A 15,659-nucleotide genomic window follows, 5' to 3' on the forward strand; every position below is an offset into this window, starting at 1 on the left:
GAAGAGGTGAGCACGCGGCGGTTGTGCCTCCGATGAGGCAGCGGGTCACCGCCTCAGTCGGGAGCGTATGAGACCCAGCGCAGCGTTGAGCTCCTCAATCCGCAACAGCCGGGCGAAGAGCAGGAACAGCAGCGCGCCGACCACACAGCCGGTGACGGGAGCGCCGATGTTGGTGGCCAACCCCTCACCGAACCGCGCCACGAAGAACCAGAGAACGCCGATACCAGCGACGACACTCGGAACCGCGGCCAGGTGCAGCCGCAACAATGTTGCAAGGATGCGGCGTCCGTCAAGCCCGCCGAGACGGCGGCTGAGGATCACACCCGCGATGGACAGGCCGGAGGCGAACGAAAGCATGAAGCCGGCGGCGACGCCCACGACGACCAGGTTCGGCGGGAGCACGAAGAAAGCGGTGAAGGCGAGCACCCCGTGCACCGCGACGTTGGCGATGCTGATGAGAGCGGGGGTCCGGGTGTCGCCCATGGCGAAGAACACCCGCAGCATCAGCTGGAAGACGGTGAACGGCACCAGGCCGAGAGACATCACCGCGAGAACGGTGCCGACGTTCTGCGCGTCGGCGACGGAGGTACTGCCCCGCGCGAACACCAGAACGGACAACTGGATCGAGTACATGGCCATCGCCAGGGCGACCGGTGCCAGGAGCAGCGCCGAGATGCGCAGGGTACTGGAGAATCCGGCGCGCACCTCGTCCCAGCGCTCATCGGCGGCGTGTCCGCTCATCCGCGGCAGCAGAACGGTGATCAGCGAGACCGCGATGATCGCGTAGGGGAGCTGGAACAGCTGGTAGGCGTAGTTGTAGGCGGTGATGCCCGCGCCGACGTTGTGCCCTTCCTCCAGACTCGCGACGTTCGCGGCGTTGGCGAGGTTGGTGGTGATGAGCAGGCCCAGCTGGGTCATCAGGGTGTAGAGGAGCATCCACCCGGCGCTGCGCAGCGCTTCACCCAGGCCGGAGCCGCGCAGGTCCAGCCGGGGCCGCCAGCGGAATCCGGAACGCCACAGCGAGAACACCAGGACAGCGGTCTGCAGCACCATGCCCAGCGTGGTGCCGAGCCCGAGCAGGGTGAGCTCGCCCTGCGACACGGTCTCGGGGGTGTGGCCGGGGCCGGCCACCCACAGGAACAGCCCGCCCACCGCGATGATCACCAGGTTGTTCAGAACGGGGGCCCACACCGGGGCACCGAACTTGTCGCGGGTGTTCAGCATCGCGCTGATCAGGCCGCTCAACCCGATGAAGAAGATCTGGGCGAGCAGGAAGCGGGCCAGGTACACCGAGACGTCGGACTGGACCGGGGTGAACCTGCTGGCGTAGAGGCTGATCAGCAGCTCGGCGAAGAGGATCGCCGCCAGGGTGATCCCGAGCAGCAGCACGATCGCGCCCGTGACCAGTCGGTTCTCGGTCTTCACCCCGCCATCGGCGTCGCGCTTGCGGCGCTTGACCAGGAACGGGATGATCACGCTCACCATCAGGCCGCCGATGAGCAGGTCGTTGATGATGAACGGGATGGTCTGGGCGGTGTTGTAGGCGTCGCCGAGGAGGTGTGTGCCCAGCGCCGCCGCGAGCACGACCACCTTGATGAAGCCGGTCACCCGCGACACCATCGTGCCGGCGGCCATGACCATGCTGGAGCGCATCATGCCGTCAGAGGACCCCGATTCACCTCCGGAATCCACGGGCTCCTCAGGACCGCCCGGATCACCGGGGCCACCCGTGCGAGTGGAGCTGGGGGTCTCTTCACTGCCGTTCGTGGTCTCGGTCGCCACCGGAAATCGGCTCCCTCTAGATCGATCAGGTTCGGGGCCCGTCAGTGTTCTCGCTCCTGGTTCTCTCCGGCGGCGGGATCCTCGGGCGCGGCGCCGGAGTCGTCCGGCTGATCGCCGGATGGGCCACTGTCATTGTCCTGCATGGCATCTGGTGTGCTGTCATGTCCGCCCGTGCCGGACGGCGGATCGGCCTCGGACTGCGAAGCGCCCTCCGCCGACGTGCGCGTGCGGGCCCACCTGCGCAGCGCCCGCGGTGCGAGCACTATGACCAGTACGAGGGCGCCGCTCGCGCTGATGATCAGGGCTTGGGCGCCCATCCCCGTGGCGTTCACCGGGATCGGCGTCTCCTCGACGGAGACCGGCTCGCCATCGGCGTTGTGGAGGCTCATGTGCAGCACGGTGCGGCCGTTGACCCGGGCGGTGAGCGGTACGTACACGGTCGTCTTCCCGCCCGGCCCGATCTCCATGGAGTCCTGGTACTCGCCGATACTCAGCCGCTCGGAGTTGGAGGAGAACATCGACAGGTGGACGGAGACCGGTTCGTCCTCCAGGTCGTTGGCGACCAGGACCCCGATGGTGCCGGTCTTGCTGGCCAGTGTCACCGGCTCGGATTCGATGATCCGGACCTTGCCCCTGGTGTCGGTGACCGACTGGTCGAGGAGGGACCGGGTCTGGTTGCCCAGCGCCTCCTTGTCGCGCCACGCAGCGGATTCCAGGCGCAGGATCGCGGGGCGGAACGGGTCGCTGTCCTCGGTCAGGATGCTGTTGAACAGCCGGACCTCGCGTCGGACCTCCTTGACCTGCTCCAGGTACGGGCTGCTGAGCTCGTCCTCGGCGGCGGCCCCCGTGTAGGTGAGCCCGTGGCGTTCCGGCTCGGCGTCGGAGGCGGCCTCGACGTCCTCGAAAGCGACCGGTTCCAGCCACGGCAGGTCCTCTGAGGACTGCAGGACGTCCTGAGCCAGCTCAGGGGCGGGATCCCAGCCGGAGGGGGGGGAGGCGACGATCGTGCGGTCGGCGCCGGCCTGCTCCGCGGAGATCAGCGCCGTCTCGGCCGCGAACCGCTGCTGGGCGAGTGCGGCGTCGCCCGGCCCGCGGCCGGCCTTGCCGAGAACGCGGGTCAGTCGGCTGTCGGCCACCAGCGCGGTGGCGGAACCGTCGTCTCCGTTCGGAAGCTCGACCTGAGCGGTCGGGGTGTGGCCGACCCAGTCCTGGCCGGGCATCGCGGCGTCGCGAAGGAGGAACCGCTCGGCGCCGTGCTCGGTGAAGAAGTCCTGAGTGTCCTCGTTCATGACGCCGTCTGGGGGCAGAGCGACCTCCGGATCGGCAGGGCGCTCCAGAACACGCTGGACGACCTCGTCCCCGAGGAACATCGCCGCTTCGGCGTCGCTCTCCAGGTCGTTGCGGAGCAGGGCCGCGATGTCGGGAGAGGCGTAGGGGGTGGAGATGACGGGCTGGTCGCCGATGATCGTCCGCGCCTGCTCCAGCCATGCCGCCGCGTCGGGGTTGGGTTCGTAGGTTTTGGCGGTCGGCTGCGACTCCGCCGGCACAGCGAGCGGGTCCTCGAGAACGTGGTACGAATCGGTGGTGAGGCGCTCGATGTCGCTCAGCAACCCGGGGTCCACGGCCCAGGTGAGCGGGACGCGATCACCTGCGTCCGCGTCATCGGCCTGCCGGGCGTCCTCGTCCCCGGTGCCGTTCTGGGGCGACGAGGGCAGTTCGGGCGGCTCCAGCGCCACTTCGCCGTTCTGGGCCCCCACGGCCAGCAGCCGGTTGAGCCGCCCCTCGGGCCGCAGTTCGTTCGTGAGGTCCTCTCCGAGGTAGGTGTCGTCGTCAGCGCGCTGGGGATGGTTCATGAGCGGCCAGACCCAGGCGATGTCGACGGGGTCGGAGCCCTTGCCGTCGCCTTGGTAGGGCAGGAACGTGTACTGGATGCCCAAGCCGTCGCCGGAGCCGTCCACGGCGTCGATGGCCATGGGGTACACGCCGAAGCCGTCGAGGTCGAGATCCTCCGCGTCGGCCTCCAGTTCGAACCCGACGGCATCCCCCGGATGCAGCGGATCGTCCAGTCCGACGCTCTGTCCGGTCTTCGGCGGCTGGGCCTCCGCGCCTTCGGCGTAGCCGTCGAGCTCCGAGCGGTCGCTGACAGCGTAGGGGGAGTAGCGCAACCTCACCGTGACGTCCTCGATTACGTCGTCGGTGGTGTTCGTGACTCGCCCGGTGACCGTGAGCGTGCTGTCCTCGTCGACCGCGCGCGGCGTGATCTCCTCGACGATCACGGGCTCGTCGTCGGAGGAGGCGTTCGCGGGTGAGGAGACCCCCGCTGCCTGGACAGGAAGGAACACGGTCAGTGCCGGGGCCAGAAAGACGGCCGTGGTCACGACCGTGGTCAAATGAGCAATTCGACGCACGCCAGAAGGTTTTCCGAGTCGAGTTGACGGTGGTCGACGCCAGTACTGCATAACGAACTACACCGTGCCCTCCGGGCGGACCACCGGGCGTCCGGAGGTGGCGGCAACACAAGGGAGGCCCAAGGAAACCGCCGTGCACGAGCGCCGAAGCGCGGTACCGGCGCTCTTCAGCCGGACATCTCTGCTGATTGGGCGGCACAGCGCATGGCGGTCTCGGAGGGGCGGGAGCCGGATGCACTGGCCGGATCCGACGATACCGTCTTGGAGGTCCGCTCCCGAAGCATTCTCCGTCCGGTTGGGGTGGGAGACCCGGTTTGCGGCCGGGAGCGCGTGTCGCGGCGCGCCGCGGCCCCCGTTGGGGCGGGCAGCGTGGGGAGCGCCGATGGCCTGTCGATCCGGCGCTTTGCCGACAGGTCCACGAGGCGATCCGCCGCCTCACGCGATGGTTCCGGCGCGGCGCGGTCGATTCGCACCATGTGGGAACGAGACCTACGCTCTGGGGTGTGCCGAATACTGCGCTTCCAGGTGAATCTCCCCGTCCAGGTCCGAAAAACGAGTCGGTGACGGCTACCGCAACGGAGCTGACGAGGGAGCAGCAGGCCGCGATCGGCGGCATGTTCTACTCGATCGAGACGATCGCGGACGAGCTCGGGGAGCGGTTCCTGGTCGGCGGCCACGAACTGGCGATCGTGGGCGGCCCTGTGCGCGATGCCCTGCTGGGCCGTGAGGTACACGACCTGGACCTCACCACCGACGCGTCCCGCAGCGCATCCTCGAGCTGGTCAAGGGGTGGGCCGACGCCGTGTGGACCGTCGGCATCGAGTTCGGCACGGTCGGGTTGCGCAAGAACGGCCTGCAGTTGGAGATCACCACCTACCGCAGCGAGTCGTACCAGCCGAAGTCCCGCAAGCCTGAGGTCCACTACGGCACCTCCCTGGAGGAGGACCTGGTGCGGCGGGACTTCACGGTGAACGCCATGGCGGTGCACCTGCCCGGCCGCGAGTTCGCCGACCCGTTCGGCGGGCTGGCCGATCTGAGCGCGCAGCGGCTGCGCACCCCGGGCACACCCGAGGACTCGTTCAGCGACGATCCGCTGCGCATAATGCGGGCCGTGCGATTCGCGGCACAGCTTGGTTTCACGATGGCTCCCGAGGTCAGAGAGGCGGTCTCCGGTATGGCCGAACGCCTTGGGATCGTCTCCGCTGAGCGTATCCGCGACGAGCTGGTCAAACTCATGCTCAGCGCCAACCCGCGCACCGGTGTCGAGCAGATGGTGGAGCTCGGTGTGGCGCAGCACGTGCTGCCGGAGATCCCCAAGCTGCGTCTGGAGATCGACGAGCACCATCGGCACAAAGACGTCTACGAGCACTCCCTGACAGTGCTCGATCAGGCGATCGAGCTTGAGAAGAAGCGCGGACTGGAGCCCGATCTGGTGCTGCGGCTGGCCGCGCTGCTGCACGACATCGGCAAGCCCAAGACCCGCTCCTACGAGCCCGGCGGCCGCGTCACGTTCCACCACCACGAGGTCGTCGGGGCCTCGATGACCCGGAGCCGGCTCGGCGCGCTGCGCTTCTCCAAGGACACCGTCGCCGATATCAGCAAGCTCGTCGCGCTCCATCTGCGGTTTCACGGCTACGGCAAGGGAGAGTGGACCGACTCCGCCGTGCGCCGCTACGCGCGCGACGCCGGGCACCTGCTGGAGCGCCTGCACATACTCACCAGGGCCGACTGCACCACGCGCAACCGCCGCAAGGCCGCGGCCCTGGCACGCGCCTACGACGACATCGAACGCCGGATCGAACGGCTCGCCGAGGAGGAGGAGCTCAACAGGATCCGTCCCGACCTGGATGGCAACGAGATCCAGAAGATCCTCGGAATCAGCCCCGGTCCGATGGTCGGCAAGGCGTGGCGGTACCTGCTGGAGCTCCGGCTGGAACACGGCCCTATGAGCAAGGACGACGCGGCGAATGAGCTGCGCAGGTGGGCCGAGGAGCACAGCGACTGACGGGCCCGACCCGCTCTGTCAGTGGCGGTCACCGGGGCTGCGGCTCCCCGGTCGCCGAAAGGGCGCGGGAACGTATGGTCCAGGCCGCGCTCATCAGGGCGAGCCCCGCCGCCATGGCCAGGAGGACGCTCGCACTCACGCCTGATGGCGGGACCACGACGGTGGAGAGCCCCGCCCCAGCGACGAAGAGGCCGTTGAAGAGCATGTCGTAGACGGTGAAGACGCGGCCGCGGAAGGCGTCGTCGACATGTCGCTGAACCAACGTGTCGACGGAGACCTTCACCCCCTGTGACACGACGCCCACGGCGAAGGCCGCGGCGGGGAACAGGCCGGAGGAGAACGGCAGTCCGAACAGCAGCAGAGCCGCGCTTCCGGAGCCGAGCAGCGTGGCGATCCAGGTGCTGGCGGTCATCCGCTGCGTCGCCCACGGCGTGGCGATCGCCCCGGCGAGGAAACCGGCAGCGGAGGCGCCCAGCGCTGCCGAGAACCCGGCGAAGCCGGCGACCCCGCCTTCGGTGAAGGTGTTGTTGTACAGCAGCAGGGTCATCAGCGTGCAGATACCGAAAACGAAGCGGAGTCCGCCGATCGTCGCCAGGGCGTATCGGGCCGGGCGGCGCTCCCAGACGTGCCGCACGCCATCGGCCAGCCCGGCGGCGACGTTGCGCACCGCCGCCCGCATCTCGGGGGGCTCGCGACCCAGGTCCGGTCCGAGTTCCCGGCGCCGCAGCGCCAGTGAGGCCCCGGCCGCCGCGGCGAACCCCGCGCCGGCCGCGAGCAGGACGGCGGGGGTGCCCATGGCGCTGTCTCCCGTGAGCAGCCGCAGTCCGGCTCCAGCTCCGGCGCCCGCGAAGCTTGCGAACGTCCCCGAGGTGGGCGTGACGGCGTTCGCCATCATCAGTGTCTCCCGGGGCACGACGTGCGGCAGTGAGGCTCCCAAGGCCGCCAGGAAGAAGCGGTTGACGCTCAGCACGCACAGTGCGGCCGCGAAGAAGAGGACCCCGTCGGAGCTCACGGCGACGAGCGCGGCGGTGATCATTGCCAGGGCCGCTTTGCTCAGGGAGGAGAACAGCAGCACCTGCCGGCGCGGCCACCGGTCGATGAAGACCCCGGCGAAGGGGCCGACAAGGGAGAAGGGCAGCAGCAGGATGGCGAACGCCGCGGCCACCTCACCGGCCGTGGAGTGCTGCTCGGGGGTGAAGAAGATGTAGCCGGCCAGCCCTGCCTGGTAGACCCCATCGGCGAACTGGGAGAGGAGTCGCGTACCGAACAGGCGACGGAAGCGCGATCCCTGAAGCACAGCGCGAAGATCGCCGAAGAAGGACACCTGGCAAGACTACGGGGATGTTCCACGTGAAACGTCTCCCCTTCCGCGACGGCCGACGGTGAACACGCGGTGCCGCCCGCCCGCCGGGCACAGCCGCCGGAGGGCCGGATACGGGAATGGGGCCGCTCGGGGGCGACCCCATACGCCGACAACTCGCCGTATCGCTGTGTCGATATGCCGCTCAGCGCTCGATCTCGCCCGTGATGAAGCGTTCGACGAGGTCGTGGGCTTCGCTGTCGCTGTACTGTTCCGGCGGGGACTTCATGAAGTAGGAGGAGGCGGACAGGATCGGCCCGCCGACACCGCGGTCCTTGGCGATCTTGGCGGCCCGGATGGCATCGATGATGATCCCGGCGGAATTCGGGGAGTCCCACACTTCCAGCTTGTACTCCAGGTTCACCGGAGCGTCACCGAAGGCGCGGCCTTCGAGCCGGATGTAGGCCCACTTGCGGTCGTCCAGCCACGGCACGTGGTCGGAAGGGCCGATGTGCACGGATCCGGCCTTGAGTTCGTGTGGAATCTGAGAGGTGACCGACTGGGTCTTGGAGACCTTCTTCGAGTGCAGCCGCTCGCGCTCCAGCATGTTCATGAAGTCCATGTTGCCGCCGAAGTTCAGCTGGTAGGTCCGGTCCACGACGACGCCGCGGTCCTCGAACAGCTTGGACAGCACGCGGTGCGTGATGGTCGCGCCGATCTGCGACTTGATGTCGTCGCCCACGATCGGCAGGCCGGCCTCGGTGAACTTGGCCGCCCATTCGGGATCGGAGGCGATGAAGACGGGGAGGGCGTTGACGAAGGCGACGCCCGCGTCGATGGCGCACTGCGCGTAGAACTCGTCGGCCTCCTCGGAGCCCACCGGAAGATAGGAGACCAGGACGTCGGCTTTGGCGGTCTTGAGCGCGGCCACGACGTCGACGGCGTCCTCGGCGGACTCTTCGATGGTCTCCTGGTAGTACTTGCCCAAGCCGTCGAACGTGGGGCCGCGCTGTACGGTCACACCGGTCGGTTCGACGTCGCAGATCTTGATCGTGTTGTTCTCGCTCGCCCCGATCGCGTCGGCGAGGTCGTGTCCGACCTTCTTGGCGTCGACGTCGAACGCCGTGACGAACTCCACGTCCCGCACGTGGTACGGGCCGAACTGTACGTGCATGAGGCCGGGAACCCGGGTTTCTGGGGCGGCGTCTTTGTAGTAGTGAACGCCCTGGACGAGCGACGCCGCACAGTTGCCGACGCCCACGACGGCTACGCGTACCGAACCCATTGGTCCTTGCTCCTTCTCATCTGCTGACTCGGATTCCACGGCGCTCCAGGCTGATGCCGCGCCGCACGGCGACAGGAGGCCGCCGTTCACATCTGTTGGTCTGTGGCTGACGGATCGCCTCGCAGGGGCGGGGCACTACCGCTGATATTCGCATCGGCGACGCCCGCGTTCTCTGCGCGACGCCGCTCTTGCTTGATGAGGTCTTCGAGCCAGTCGACCTCGCGCTCGACGGACTCGACGCGATGCCGGTGCAGTTCGTAGATGTAGGGATCACCGCGCTCAGTGGCACGCGCCACGCGCTCACGGAGGAAGTCGAGCCGTTCGAGAAGCCGGTGGCGCCTGCCGCGGAGGATGCGCATTCGCACCTCGGTCCGGGTACGGCCGAACAGGGTGAAGTGCACGCCGAAGCATTCGTCGTCCGTGGCCGCCGGTGTGCTTTCGGACAGGAGCGCGCGCAGGCGTTCGCGGCCCTCAGAGGTGAGCTGGTACACGATGCGCGACCGCCATCCCGCGGCGCCCTCCTGGGGCGAACCGGAGACCAGATCCAGGCGCAGCATCTCCTTCAGGCAGGGGTAGAGGGAGCCATAGGAGAACGCGCGGAAGGCTCCCAGCTCGGAGTTGAGGCGTTTACGCAGCTCGTATCCGTGCATGGGGCTCTCCTCAAGGTGGCCGAGGATGGCGAGCTCAAGCACCCTTGTTCTGCGCGGCCTCATCCGGAACCCCCTTGTTCGCCCCGTCTCCGGTGTCAGCCGCGGAGGCGCCGACTCTGTACCTGGCCGGATGTCCGGCTGAGAAGAACGTGAGCGTCCGCGTGCTTTATCCGATTATGAGGATATCGCTTTGATATAAATAGCGACTCCACGGGGACCGGCCGGGACTCCCGCTCACCCCGGAAGATGTTGGATTCCCAACATTCCGCGGGAGCGTCAGGTGAACGGAGAGGGACGGGATAAGCGCCTCTGAGCTGGTAAAACTCGGCTCTGTGCGAACTTGTGCGGATCCTGGCCCCACGCCGGTGAAGAGAGGTCGTACCCTGGACTGCCAGGCGCAACCGGTAGCCGAATGTGATCAACGAAGTCGCATCGGCCAGTACGCTCGCGGCTGGGTTGTGCTATATGGTGCCGTCGCTTTACCGTGACACTTGCTTGACGAGTGAACGCCCCCGCTGTCACTCGCGTGTCAAGGTCCGAACCCCATGCGGTACCGGAGTGAACGGCCCGTAAGTGTTTCAGTAGCGACCGAGGAGATAGGAGTGGCGACACGGCCGCCCTAGTCGGCGGTTCCCCCGATGGTGTGCTCCATACACGCGGTCCGTGGTCATGGATCGCCGTGCTCGCCAAGGTGTCGTGCCCCGAGTTTTCGTCACGGTAGGCCATCGACGGGAGGAAGCAGCGGACCACGCCTTCGGCACGCCGGGAAAAACCTTACGCCCCCGTAAGGCGTGCAAGTCGGCGAACCCCGGCGGATACCCCCTGAATCAGCCGGATCCTTGTGGTTCGGTAGCCGAAATCGTTTCCCCTGGGGAAGCTTTGCGCCCCCCACCCAGTCGATAGGCCGATCGGCCGTATTACAGCAAACGAGGACGCGTGAGTACCGAAAGACGACGGAGCGCCGGCGGTCGGCGCCGGGCCACTGGCCCCGCCGGGGACGAACGCACTGCCGGTCGCCGCAGGCCGAGAGAGGACGACGAGGGCGGCTTCTGGGACGATGGGCCCGAGCGCAGCCCCCGCCGCTCCAGGGACGATCACGACCACGAGCGCCCGCAGCGGCGCCATACCGACGCCGCCCGCTCAGGTGCGGCGGCGGAGGGCGGTCGGCGCCGGGCCGAGGGCGAGGGAGGCGGCACGCGCCGCGCAGCCGCCCACGGCGCGCGTTCCGAAGGAGCGCGCCGTGCGCCCGGGGGCCGCGGTGGTGGAGGGCGGCGCCGTCCGCCGTCCCGCGAGGGCGAACACGACGACCGCGGGCCGTTCAAACGCTTTCTCTCCAAGGCGTGGAAGCCCGCTCTCGTCACGTGCGGGCTGCTCTTCATCGCCGGCGTGGCGATCTTCGGAGTGCTGTACGCCAAGACGCCGAACCCGGACGAGCTGGACGAGCAAGCCCAGGCCCAGTTGGCCTCGACGAGTATCCAGTTCGCCGACGGTTCGGAGGCGGTCACCACGGGTGAGCTCAACCGGGTCCCGGTGACCCCGGAGGACATCCCCCAGTCCGTGATCAACGGCGTGCTCGGGTCGGAGCAGCGCAACTTCTACGAGGAACCCGGCATCTCGATCACCGGCACCATGCGCGCGGTGCTGACGGGCGGCCAGGCCGGCGGCGGTTCCACCATCACCCAGCAGATGGCCCGGAACTACTATGGCGGGCTCTCCCAGGAGCGCTCGTACGTGCGCAAGCTCAATGAGATCCTGATCTCGATCAAGGTGGGGCAGCAGCTCCAGCCCGACGACATCCTCACGCAGTACCTCAACACCATCTACTTCGGCCGCGATGCCTACGGGGTGCAGGCGGCGGCGCAGGCGTACTTCGACAAGGACGTCAGCGAGCTCGACGAGGCCGAAGGCGCGTTCATCGGCGCGATCATCCAGCAGCCGAGCAACTTCCAGAACGTGGAAGCCGGCTCCGAGCTGGAGGAGATCCTCCATGAGCGGTGGGAGTACGCCGTCGGCGGCATGGTCGAGATGCACAACGACAATCCGGAACTTGGTATCCCCCAGGCCGAGGCCGACAAGCTGGAGTTCCCGGAGACCATCGCGTACGAGCCGGGCGAGAGCCTCACCGGGTACAAGGGCTACATCAAGACCGCGGTCGAGAACGAGCTCGAGGAGCGCTACGACCTCGCGCCCGAGGAGGTCGCCACCAACGGCTACCGGGTGACGACCTCGCTCGACGAGAACCTCATGAATGACGCGCAGGACGCCTTCGCGGAGACGCTGCCCGACATGCCCGAGGAGACCCTGATGGGTCTGGCCGCCGTCGACCCGAGGACCGGGGAGATCCGGGCGTTCAACGGCGGTGCCGACTTCACGTCGCAGGCGAACAACTCGCTGACCCACCGCGCCCAGGCCGGATCGGCGTTCAAAGCGCATGTGCTGGCGACCGGCCTCGAGCAGGGTATCGGTCTGCGGAGCACCTTCGACGGCGACTCCCCGCAGCAGTTCCCCGGCGTCGAAGGGGAGATCCAGAACAACGAGAACAAGTCGTACGGAGAGGTCGACCTCATCGAGTCGACCGCCAATTCGATCAACACCAGCTACGTGGAACTGGCCACCCAGGTGACGCCCCAAGCGGTGGTGGAGACCGCGAAGAGGAGCGGCATCGAGGAGAAGCAGTTCGAGACCGCGGCGCTGGGGCCGAACATCGCACTGGGCACCTACCAGCTCACCGCGCTCGACCAGGCCGCCGCGTATGCCACCTTCGCCAACGAGGGTGTGCACATGCCGCAGCACATGGTCACCGAGGTCCTGGACGCCAACGGCCAGGAGATCGAGCCCAACGACGCCCAACAGCTGGAGCAGGGCGAGACCGCGTTCAGCCCGGATGTCGCGGCCGACGCCACCCACGCCATGACCCAGGTGGTCGAGAACGGCGGTGGTAAGAACGCAGCTCTGAGCGACGGCCGTCCGGTGGCGGGCAAGACCGGTACCTCCAACGACGCCAAGTCGGCCTGGTTCGTGGGCTACACCCCGCAGCTGTCCACCGCGGTCAGCCTGAGTCGCGCCGACGGCGAGCAGCTGGTGATCCCCGGCGTCAACGACGTGTTCGGCGGTACTACCTCGGCCCGGATCTGGAAGGCCTTCATGGACGAGGCCATGGAGGGCGAGGAGGTCGAGCAGTTCCCCGAACCCGCGTTCGTCGGAAGCGATCAGGACTTCCGGCCGGAGCCCTCGCCGACTCCCGAGCCCTCGGACGAGCCGTCGGAGGAACCGTCGGAGGAGCCGTCGGAGGAACCGAGCCCGACCATCACGCCGAGCCCGCCGTCCGACGAGTGCAACCCCTTCTTCGACCCCGAATGCGAGGAGGAGGAAGAAGAGGAGGAGAGTCCCGGCAACGGCAACGGTAACGGCAACGGACGCCCGGACGAGAACGAGGACGAGGACGGCGGTTTCTTCCCGTCGTCTCGTAGAGAGTGACGGGCCGTTCGGCCCTGGAGGAGTGATGTGACCTCCATGTCCGGCAACCCCGGACGGGTGCGTGCCGGCGACGATCTCGTCGCCGGCACGCGGCGTATAACGGAGCCTATGAAGACGCCCTGGGGCGAGCTCACCGTCGTGGCATTTGCCGGAGCGGTCCTCGGCTACCTGGTGAAGGTCCCCTGCCGGTTCGGCGGCGGGTGGATGTACGGGACGCAGTACGAGTACGGCTGCTACAGCGACGTCTTCCCCCTGTACTACCGCGACGGCCTGGACACCGGCACCGTCCCCTACCTCGACCAGCCGGTCGAGTACCCGGTACTCACCGGCGGCCTGATGCATCTCGTCGCGCGCGCGGTCTCCTGGCTGCCCGATACGGATTCCCGGGCACTCGGCTACTTCGACCTCACCGCGGCCGTGCTGGCGGCGGCCCTGGTGATCGTGGTACTGGGAACCGGGCACCTGGTGGGGCGCGGCGGGATACGCCCCGGCGGGCGGCCCTTCGACCGGCGGGCGGCCCTTCTCGCGGGCGGCTTCGTCGCCCTGGCGCCCGCCGCCTTCCTCACGGCCTACATCAACTGGGACCTGCTTGCCGTCATGCTGATGACCGGCGGGCTCGTTTGCTACGCGCACGGGCGGCAGTGGCTCGGCGGCGGGCTGATAGGCCTGGCGGTCGCCGCCAAGTTCTACCCGTTCCTTTTCTTCGGCCCGCTGTTCGTGCTGGTACTGCGGAGGCTTCTGGCAGGGAGGGCGGCATCTCTCCCGGGGATCTCCTCCGCCCGCTGGCCGGTGCCGCTGCCGCGTGGACCGCGGTGAACCTTCCCGTCTACCTCGCGGCGCCCGAGGGATGGGCCATGTTCTTCGAGTTCAGTCAGGAGCGCGGTGCCGACTGGGGGTCGGTCTACTACATCCTGGCCGGGTTCGGGCTGATCGATACGGCGGACCCGGACCTCATCAACCTCGTGGGAACGCTCGCCCTGGCAGCGGCGTGCGCGGGCATCGCGGCCTTGGGGCTGTTCGCGCGCCGCGGACCTTCGCCGGAGCAGATGGTGTTCCTGACCGTGGCGGCGTTTTTGATCACCAACAAGGTGTGGTCACCCCAGTTCGTGCTGTGGCTGCTGCCGCTGGCTGTACTGGCGTTCCCGAGGATCGTGCCTTCCGGGCCCGCCGTCGCCCTCTACGGCCTGTGGCAGTTGGCCGAGGTCGGTTACTTCTTCGGCATCTGGCAGCATCTGCGCTATGTCGGCCTGCTGGGCGTGGGGGCGGCCCCCGCGGGGCTCGACTTCGCGGCCTACGCGTTCGTGGCGTTGGGGCGGTTGTTCTCGCTGCTCATGGTGTGTGCTCTTGTGGCTGTGGACAGCCTGCGCAACGGCGATTCGCGGGCTTGACGGCTGGTAACCTTGACAATCGTCTGGCTCTAGAGCCCCTGTGCCGCCGGCCGAACCGGCTCCGAAGAAAAGGGGCTCTTGCCCTCCTGCCGTGGAAAGGCCATGGCCGCAGCAGTCCAGAGGAGGTATGCACGTTCATGCGTCGCTACGAAGTAATGGTCATCCTCGACCCCAGCCTTGACGAGCGCACGGTGTCCCCGTCGCTGGAGCAGTTCCTGGGTGTCGTCCGCAACGACGGCGGCTCGGTAGAGAAGGTCGACGTCTGGGGCAAGCGTCGCCTCGCGTACGAGATCGACAAGAACTCCGAGGGCATCTACGCGGTGATCGACCTCACGGCCACGCCCGAGACGGTCAAGGAACTGGACCGTCAGTTCCACATCGCCGAAGCCGTCCTGCGCACCAAGGTCCTCCGTCCTGAGGTGCACTGACGCTTCCCGCGTCGGCCGCCCACGTATCTGCCTGATTCCGACTACTCAACCCGGAGCCGACCATGGCAGGCGAAACCCAGATCACGCTCGTCGGCAACCTCGTCGACGACCCGGAACTGCGATTCACCCCAAGCGGGGCCGCGGTCGCGAACTTCCGTGTGGCCTCCACCCCGCGCTACTTCGATCGCCAGAGCGGTGAGTGGCGCGATGGCGAGGCCATGTTTCTCAGCTGCTCTGTCTGGCGCCAGTACGCGGAGAACGTGGCCGAGAGCCTGACCCGCGGCATGCGCGTCATCGTGCAGGGCAGGCTCAAGCAGCGTTCGTTCGAGACCAAAGAGGGCGAGAAACGCACGGTCTTCGAAATCGATGTCGACGAGGTCGGTCCCGCTCTGCGCAGTGCCACCGCGAAGGTGACCAAGGTGCAGCGGCAAGGGGGCGGTTTCGGCGGCGGTCCCCAGCAGGGCGGTGGTCCTCAGCAGGGCGGCGGCTACGGCAACCAGGGTGGTGGCTACGGCGGCCCTCAGGGGGGCCGCTCCGGTCCGCCCGCCGACGACCCGTGGGCGACCAGCGGTGGCGGCGGTGGTTTCGGGGGCGGAGGATTCTCCGACGAGCCGCCGTTCTGACTTCGCGAGTCCGACCAATCTGACCGAATTGACCATCCCCGGGTGATCCGGGGCTCTTAACTCAAGGAGCACCACGATGGCGAAGCCGGCAGCGCGCAAGCCGAAGAAGAAGGTTTGCCTGTTCTGTCAGGAGAAGTTGTCCTACATCGACTACAAGGACACGACCCTGCTGCGGAAGTTCATCTCCGACCGCGGCAAGATCCGCGCGCGCCGGGTGACCGGCAACTGCACGCGGCACCAGCGCGACGTCGCCACGGCGATCAAGAGTGCCCGTGAGATGGCACTGCTGCCCTACACCAGCACCGCTCGCTAA

Annotated in this window: 11 protein-coding genes and 1 pseudogene; 7 read left to right on the forward strand and 5 right to left on the reverse strand. The window is 67.8% G+C overall.

From position 1 onward, the window contains the following. Positions 1–45: 45 nt before the first annotated feature. Positions 46–1,782: a murein biosynthesis integral membrane protein MurJ gene (gene murJ, locus VS93_RS04235; RefSeq protein ID WP_082126614.1), complete on the reverse strand. Its 1,737-nt coding sequence runs from the start codon at positions 1,780–1,782 to the stop codon at positions 46–48. 41 nt (positions 1,783–1,823) lie between these two features. Continuing rightward, positions 1,824–4,172 (reverse strand): DUF6049 family protein, encoded by a 2,349-nt coding sequence (locus VS93_RS04240; protein WP_082126615.1) that lies wholly within the window; start codon positions 4,170–4,172, stop codon positions 1,824–1,826. Between the two features lie 632 nt (positions 4,173–4,804). Between VS93_RS04240 and VS93_RS04245 the strand changes: the two are divergent. Then, a pseudogene (locus VS93_RS04245) lies at positions 4,805–6,195 on the forward strand (CCA tRNA nucleotidyltransferase). 28 nt (positions 6,196–6,223) lie between these two features. On the opposite strand, the gene VS93_RS04250 reads toward VS93_RS04245, so the two are convergent. The 3 genes from VS93_RS04250 to VS93_RS04260 all read right to left on the reverse strand — a co-directional run bounded on the left by VS93_RS04250 (position 6,224) and on the right by VS93_RS04260 (position 9,493). After that, positions 6,224–7,519 (reverse strand): MFS transporter, encoded by a 1,296-nt coding sequence (locus tag VS93_RS04250; RefSeq protein ID WP_046468695.1) that lies wholly within the window; start codon positions 7,517–7,519, stop codon positions 6,224–6,226. Positions 7,520–7,700: 181 nt separating this feature from the next. After that, entirely contained in the window at positions 7,701–8,780 is a 1,080-nt protein-coding gene (locus VS93_RS04255) for an inositol-3-phosphate synthase (RefSeq protein ID WP_173434252.1), read from the reverse strand. A gap of 86 nt (positions 8,781–8,866) precedes the next feature. Then, the gene (locus VS93_RS04260; protein ID WP_082126616.1) at positions 8,867–9,493 is read right to left on the reverse strand and encodes a PadR family transcriptional regulator; all 627 of its coding nucleotides are present in this window, start codon (positions 9,491–9,493) and stop codon (positions 8,867–8,869) included. Positions 9,494–10,366: 873 nt separating this feature from the next. Here VS93_RS04260 and VS93_RS04265 point away from each other — a divergent pair. The 6 genes from VS93_RS04265 (at position 10,367) to rpsR (ending at position 15,659) form a co-directional block, all read left to right on the forward strand. Next, entirely contained in the window at positions 10,367–12,907 is a 2,541-nt protein-coding gene (locus VS93_RS04265; protein WP_046468696.1) for a transglycosylase domain-containing protein, read from the forward strand. A gap of 36 nt (positions 12,908–12,943) precedes the next feature. Further along, the gene (locus VS93_RS31015) at positions 12,944–13,723 is read left to right on the forward strand and encodes a glycosyltransferase 87 family protein (RefSeq protein WP_236700338.1); all 780 of its coding nucleotides are present in this window, start codon (positions 12,944–12,946) and stop codon (positions 13,721–13,723) included. Continuing rightward, entirely contained in the window at positions 13,720–14,295 is a 576-nt protein-coding gene (locus VS93_RS31020; protein ID WP_052745520.1) for a hypothetical protein, read from the forward strand. Before VS93_RS31015 ends, VS93_RS31020 begins: the two co-directional genes overlap by 4 nt. A 137-nt stretch (positions 14,296–14,432) precedes the next feature. Beyond that, positions 14,433–14,723 carry a 30S ribosomal protein S6 gene (gene rpsF / locus VS93_RS04275; protein WP_046468697.1) on the forward strand — a complete coding sequence of 97 codons (291 nt, stop codon included), beginning with the start codon at positions 14,433–14,435 and terminating at the stop codon, positions 14,721–14,723. 62 nt (positions 14,724–14,785) lie between these two features. Next, positions 14,786–15,346 carry a single-stranded DNA-binding protein gene (locus tag VS93_RS04280; RefSeq protein WP_046468698.1) on the forward strand — a complete coding sequence of 187 codons (561 nt, stop codon included), beginning with the start codon at positions 14,786–14,788 and terminating at the stop codon, positions 15,344–15,346. Between the two features lie 76 nt (positions 15,347–15,422). Then, the gene (gene rpsR / locus VS93_RS04285) at positions 15,423–15,659 is read left to right on the forward strand and encodes a 30S ribosomal protein S18 (protein WP_046468699.1); all 237 of its coding nucleotides are present in this window, start codon (positions 15,423–15,425) and stop codon (positions 15,657–15,659) included.

It is taken from the genome of Allosalinactinospora lopnorensis, assembly GCF_000981225.1.
Lineage (GTDB): Bacteria > Actinomycetota > Actinomycetes > Streptosporangiales > Streptosporangiaceae > Allosalinactinospora > Allosalinactinospora lopnorensis.

Excerpts from the sequence above, each read along its gene's own strand:
- VS93_RS04255 (WP_173434252.1), bottom strand. The coding sequence starts at position 8,780 with ATGGGTTCGGTACGCGTAGCCGTCGTGGGCGTCGGCAACTGTGCGGCG.
- VS93_RS31015 (WP_236700338.1), top strand. The coding sequence starts at position 12,944 with ATGTCCGGCAACCCCGGACGGGTGCGTGCCGGCGACGATCTCGTCGCC.
- rpsR (WP_046468699.1), top strand. The coding sequence starts at position 15,423 with ATGGCGAAGCCGGCAGCGCGCAAGCCGAAGAAGAAGGTTTGCCTGTTC.
- VS93_RS04260 (WP_082126616.1), bottom strand. The coding sequence starts at position 9,493 with ATGAGGCCGCGCAGAACAAGGGTGCTTGAGCTCGCCATCCTCGGCCAC.
- rpsF (WP_046468697.1), top strand. The coding sequence starts at position 14,433 with ATGCGTCGCTACGAAGTAATGGTCATCCTCGACCCCAGCCTTGACGAG.
- VS93_RS04280 (WP_046468698.1), top strand. The coding sequence starts at position 14,786 with ATGGCAGGCGAAACCCAGATCACGCTCGTCGGCAACCTCGTCGACGAC.